4 protein-coding genes are annotated in these 3,252 nt (G+C 41.1%); 1 reads left to right on the forward strand and 3 read right to left on the reverse strand.

The window, feature by feature from the left end; translation table 11 throughout:
• Nucleotides 1-365: DUF2199 domain-containing protein (locus tag AC1DRF_RS20670; RefSeq protein ID WP_477741562.1), on the forward strand; the 365-nt coding region annotated here is incomplete at its 5' end.
• 38 nt (nt 366-403) lie between these two features.
• Here the strand turns inward: AC1DRF_RS20670 and AC1DRF_RS20675 are convergent.
• The 3 genes from AC1DRF_RS20675 to AC1DRF_RS20685 all read right to left on the reverse strand — a co-directional run.
• Entirely contained in the window at nt 404-1,654 is a 1,251-nt protein-coding gene (locus tag AC1DRF_RS20675) for a C40 family peptidase (RefSeq protein WP_427075096.1), read from the reverse strand.
• A 179-nt stretch (nt 1,655-1,833) separates the two neighbouring features.
• Nucleotides 1,834-3,033 (reverse strand): MFS transporter, encoded by a 1,200-nt coding sequence (locus tag AC1DRF_RS20680; RefSeq protein ID WP_195782217.1) that lies wholly within the window; start codon nt 3,031-3,033, stop codon nt 1,834-1,836.
• A partial coding sequence (locus tag AC1DRF_RS20685; RefSeq protein WP_477741563.1) for a MarR family winged helix-turn-helix transcriptional regulator occupies nt 3,002-3,252 on the reverse strand: 251 nt, incomplete at its 5' end. The genes AC1DRF_RS20680 and AC1DRF_RS20685, both read right to left, overlap by 32 nt.

Consider the following 3,252-nt stretch of genomic DNA (forward strand, 5'->3'; position numbering starts at 1 on the left):
TTTGTATCATGAATCAAGAACAGTTTTTCGTAAGAGGCTGTGTTGAAATTCCTGTTTTTAATGAAGAAAAATTTTTCACTTGGAACATATGGGTTTCTTTAAGCGAAGAAAATTTTCATCGAATGATAGATTTATGGGAAAGTGACAAAAGAGAAAATGAACCGCCTTATTTCGGCTGGTTTTCAGTTTCAATTCCAGGCTATCCGGAAACGTTAAATTTAAAAACGAATGTGCATACAAGATCTGTTGGAACAAGACCACTCATCGAGTTAGAGCCAACGAATCACCCTTTAGCCGTCGAGCAGCGGGAAGGGATAACGCTAGAGCGAATCAAAGACATACAAAAACAATTGGCTACCTATTAAAAAACCAAGACAGCCCCAGACTGTCTTGGTTTTTACCTTTATGGCATGCGCTTTGCTCCGTAGTATTTAGGAGCCCAGTAGCTGTCTACTTTATAGTTTGTAATTTTCACGCCCTCAGATGTGGATACGTGAACGACATAGTCATTTCCAATATAGATAGATGGAATAAGTGAACTTCCTTCAAAAAAGACGAGATCTCCCGGCTTCAAGTCAGATTGTGAAATGGTTTCTCCTGCTTCCCACTGCTGACTCGCATAGCGCGGAATTTCTTTTCCAGCTGCTTCTTTATAAATGTATTGAACAAAACCAGCCGTATCAAAGCCTGTAGAAGGACTTGTCCCACCTTGTGCATAAGGTACTTCTCCTACATATTTAAGAGATTCGGTCACAAATGGGTTGTCTTTTGACAGCGATAAGTTATCGTAGCGCCTTGCTCCTGCGTACTTAGACGTCCAGTAGCTGCTTGTCAGATAATCAACCGTCACATTTTCGCTGCGCTTGGCATGAATAAACTGATTGCCGCCTGCATAGATACCGACGTGTGAAATCCCTTCACGATACGTGTCTTTAAAAAAGATAACGTCTCCTGGCTTTAAATCTGCGCGAGCAACTTCTTCTCCAACTTGCCACTGCTGATCGGTTGATCTCGGAAGGTAGACGTCCGATGCGTGTTGAAATACATATGCAACAAATGCGGAACAATCAAAACCGTCCGTTGGCGACTCGCCTCCAAATATATATGGTGTGCCGAGATGTTTTAGCGCTTCTGCAATAACTTCATTATCTTTTGCAATTTCCGGTGCTCCTGTAATGCGCTTTGCTTTGGCGAAATGTGATGACCAATACGCGCTGCTTGAAATGTTTTTCACCACGACTTTTCCGTCTGAAGAAGATGCATAAATCATCTCATCGTCTCCGATATAAATAGCGGCTACGTTCACTTCACCGTTTTCATTGGTGTCAAAAAACAATACATCGCCCGCTTGCAGCTCGTTTTTATCTACGTCTGTTCCAAGCCCTGACTGTTCTTTTACGGAACGAGGCAGCGTTGTATCGAGCGCTTGCTTAAACACATATTGAACGAAGCCAGAGCTGTCAAACCCTTCGCTTAGCGTCTCTCCTCCAGACGTATAATCCGCTCCTTCATACGTTTTTGCTTTGTCAGCAATCACATTTTCATCTGTAGCAGCCTGTACTTGCACAGCTTTTTCTGCAGGAAAAGCGCCTTCATAAAAAGTGGCAAGACTAAGCCCTAGCGCTGTGACCATAAGAGGTTTCATTACTTTCATCTTTGTTCTCCTTTGTTTTGTATTTCATCCAAGAAGTTTTATATGTAAATGGTTCCTCTGTTAAAGTATGGTGCAGATGGATAGGAATTGGCTAGTACCTTTTGACTTAAATATGCTTCCCTTCCAAAGTCCTGTAAAAAATCCAGAAAAAAACTCGGCGTGTATTACGCCGAGCTTTTTTATTTCATCCCCACCTGGATATTTGCTGCTTTTTGTTTTTGACGTAAATTTGCAATCCACTTGTAGTAAAGTGTAATCAAAAGAACAAAAATACCAAGCGCAAAGTAGAGTTTTGAATACCCTAAAGCACCTGCTGCAATTCCTAATACAAATGAACCAACCGCAATACCGCTATCATAAAACGTAAAGAATGTAGCAGTTGCATATGCGCTTCGGTGAGCAGGCGCCGCTTGAATCGCAAGCGTTTGGAAGCTAGGAAGAAGCGTTCCATAGCCTAGTCCTACTAATGCACCTGAAAACAGCAGCATCCAAGAAGAATGTGTAAGGCTTAAGCTAAATAGACCAATCGCAAAGACAATACATGATGGAATAATCACAATGTTTGGGCCAGATTTATCAAATAATCTTCCTGTAAACGGTCGTGAAATCAGCATCGCAGCTGCGAACACGACAAAGAAAAAGCTTGCTGTTTTAATCAATCCAAGCGACTGTGCGTACACAGAAATAAAAGAAATAATACTTGCATACGAAAAAGAAACGAGAATACCTACAGATGAAATCGGCATGGATTTCTTTTCAAACAAATCGCTCAGTGAAAATGATTTCTTTACTGACGGAGCAGCGTTTTCTTGAAGATTTTTGACCATCATTCCGCACAGCCAGCCAACGAGCATAATCACGCCAAATACAAGAAAAATAATGTTGTATGCCATGTATTGATGAAGCGTTAGTGCTAAAAACGGCCCTGCAACAACGGCTAAGTTCATTGACATTCCGAAGTAGCCAAGCCCTTCTCCTCGTCGTTTAGCGGGAACTAAATCCGCTGCAATCGCTCCGGTGACGGTTGTTGCTAAGCTGAATGAAATCCCTTGAAAGAAGCGCAGTAATAAAAGCACGTTAAAATGGTGGATGAACATATATAAGAAGGAAGAAAGCGCAAAAATGAGGGTACTAAATACAAGCGTTTTTTTCTTTCCAATGTTTTCAATGACTTTCCCTGAAAATGGTCTAACAATAATCGCAGATAATAAAAAGATAGTAACAACAAGCCCTGCCTGCGTACTCGTGCCGTCTAAGGCGTCTAATACATAAATCGGCAGCAGCGTCAGCAATGCATAAAACACGACAAAAATAAAAAAGTTAGTAATCGCAATACTGATAAAGCTTTTAGTCCAGATTGGCTCCTGCTGGTTCGTCATTCATTTCACCCTTTTCTGTAGATTTACAAATTTTCTTTAATAACGAAATAAGCTGATCTTGTTCGCTGTCGGATAAAGCAATCAGCAAATTTTCTTCCAAACGTTCAATTTCTTGCTGGATTTCCGGAAGTTTTTTCTTCGCTTGAGGAGATAAATAAACGATGCGCTCTCGTTTATCACTGCCTGCTTTTCGAACGATCCATCCGCTTTTTTCAAGCC

Source organism: Priestia sp. P5_B4 (assembly GCF_056400385.1).

What these genes read in the sequence shown, in the direction of transcription:
- AC1DRF_RS20680 (WP_195782217.1), bottom strand. Translation starts at nt 3,033, where the DNA reads ATGACGAACCAGCAGGAGCCAATCTGGACTAAAAGCTTTATCAGTATT.
- AC1DRF_RS20675 (WP_427075096.1), bottom strand. Translation starts at nt 1,654, where the DNA reads ATGAAAGTAATGAAACCTCTTATGGTCACAGCGCTAGGGCTTAGTCTT.